The 2,258-nt window shown below is 38.8% G+C and carries 1 protein-coding gene; it reads right to left on the reverse strand.

The annotated features are described in order from the left end of the window. Nucleotides 1-417: 417 nt before the first annotated feature. On the reverse strand, nt 418-1,842 hold the full coding sequence (locus tag BW139_RS18010; protein WP_076920570.1) for an amidohydrolase family protein: 1,425 nt from the start codon (nt 1,840-1,842) through the stop codon (nt 418-420). Nucleotides 1,843-2,258: the final 416 nt, after the last annotated feature.

Below are 2,258 nucleotides of genomic sequence, written 5' to 3' on the forward strand. Positions count from 1 at the left end.
ATTTGAATGCAAGTCAATTCCACCATATAGTTTCATACTAAGCTCCTCGAGATACAGTTTATGTTTTGGTCAACACAACTGTATCGAAAAACTCGAGGAGCTTTCTATATGATTATCAAATCTTGACTTCAGACATCAAAGGTCTAGATTTATAGTTTACTACTCATTGAGTGAATTACTATGTCTAGGCCGCTGCGAATAGAGTATGAAAATGCGTTTTATCATGTAATGAATCGTGGAAGAAGAGAAAATACTTTTTTGACCCCTCCTTTAACTGTCTTCCCAAACTTCACGCTTGAATACTTTTACTTAAGTAAACGCACGGTACAAGCAATTCAACAATATAATTATTAGATAGTGAAACACTGCACTGCTACGACATATGTTGCATCAGTGCAGTGTAAACGATTAAAGACTCTATTTATCAGCCGTGGCCTTACCGTTTTTTTTATAAATTTTACCGTCCTTCATGACTAAATCGACATGTTGTAATAGATTAATATAACGTAATACATCACCTTTAACAGCAATAATATCGGCATGTTTCCCTTCGCTGACCGTACCTGTTTTATCATTCACTTTCATTAATACTGACGGCCAATATGTTGCTGCACGAATTGTGTCCATTGCCGATATGCCCATTTCATTTACCCAAACTGCTAGCTCGTTCCACGTACTTTGGCAGTGGAATTTAGTGGGTATTCCGCTGTCTGTGCCAACCAGTAGCACCACGCCAGATTCTTTTAATTGTTGAATTTTACGTTTCAAGGTGGGTTTGCGCATAGGTGTTAGTTGCATATATTCAAGTTCTCCTACATTTTTCAATGAGCTGCGAATATCATCAATAGTACTTTGCTCTAAACCTCGGTGCCAACACTTGCTGTCTAAACGTTCTGGATTGGCAACTGTTAATTCATAATTCCAGAGTCCTTCAACTGTGGGTGTCCAAAAAAGTGGACCGCCCGCAATGCGGCCCTTAGCAGTGCGCTCTCTTAGTAAGGTTACCACATCGTTCGGGATTTCTGGCGCTGTGGTAAGGCCTGTGTGCTCAAAGTTATCTACCCCAATTTCTAAACCTCGTCTAATTTCGTCAGGTTTATGTGAATGAGCAACAACCACTAGATTGCGCACATGGGCTTGGTCAACAATTGCTTGAGCGACTTCAAGTTCCATCATATCGTGGTCAATTAGTTTAATAATATCAACGCCAGCATCAGCTAATTTGTTAACCTTTATTTTGGCATCTCTAACATTTTCTACGCCCCATCTATAAAATTCAGTACCTGGGTAAGCCTTGTGTTGTAAAAAAGGGCCAGAAACGTACAAGCGCGGACCGGGTATTTCACCGTTTTCTATTTGCGTTTTTATGGTTATTGAATCTTCTAGTGGGGCGCCTAAATCACGCGCACTGGTTATGCCAGCCAGCAATAATTGCTCAGCACTTGCGGGCATTATTTCGCTCGAAAGTTTAGATGTGTATTCTTTATGCCAATGCTTATAGTCGGCATGGCCATTGAGCATTAAATGCGCATGATTCTCCCAAAGACCAGGAAGTACATCCATACCTTCTGTTGACACAACTTTATACCCTTCAGGAACAGGCAGCGTATCCACAGTGCCTACTTTTTCGATGAGCCCGTCTTTTACCAGTATTACACTGTTTGCTATAGGCTGATGACCAAAACCATCAATAAGCCTCCCCCCAACCAATGCTGTAGGCTTAGATTGTTCAGCTGCTTTAGCTACGGACACTTTTGAAAAGCTTAATACAATTAATAACAGTAAACAGGTGAAAACTAACAGTGCAGGTTTAGATAAACGTGTTGCCGTAATATTTAACATTTGTGCATTCCTTTTTATTCCAATTTTTTTGTAATAGTTATAGTTGTGTAATTAAGATAGCGCCAAAGCACTCAACTTAGCAAAACAAAATGTTGAGCCAATACCTAAAGCTAATGGGTTACCCCATTTGGTTTTATGGCATATTTTTGTTTAGATTGACTGCTTTTATTCTGTGTTGATTAAATAATGAATTTGATATTTTTTGGTGTTGGCTCAAGTTTGATTTTTATCATTCTTTTACCTTTAGCTTTGTATTTAAAAGGAAAAAAGCTCAGAACTAAAAACCAAAGGGGTCACCCATTAGAAAGTTCCGGTCAAGCAGGCAGCTGTGTTTTCTTGATCTTTTTATTCAAAAAACCAAGTGTTGTTACTTTTTAAACTCACTTTAAATATGACTATGCATCCAGTAATGACGT

This window comes from Pseudoalteromonas sp. SK18, assembly GCF_001974855.1.
In the GTDB taxonomy this organism is placed as follows: domain Bacteria; phylum Pseudomonadota; class Gammaproteobacteria; order Enterobacterales; family Alteromonadaceae; genus Pseudoalteromonas.

What these genes read in the sequence shown, in the direction of transcription:
- BW139_RS18010 (WP_076920570.1), bottom strand. Translation starts at nt 1,842, where the DNA reads ATGTTAAATATTACGGCAACACGTTTATCTAAACCTGCACTGTTAGTT.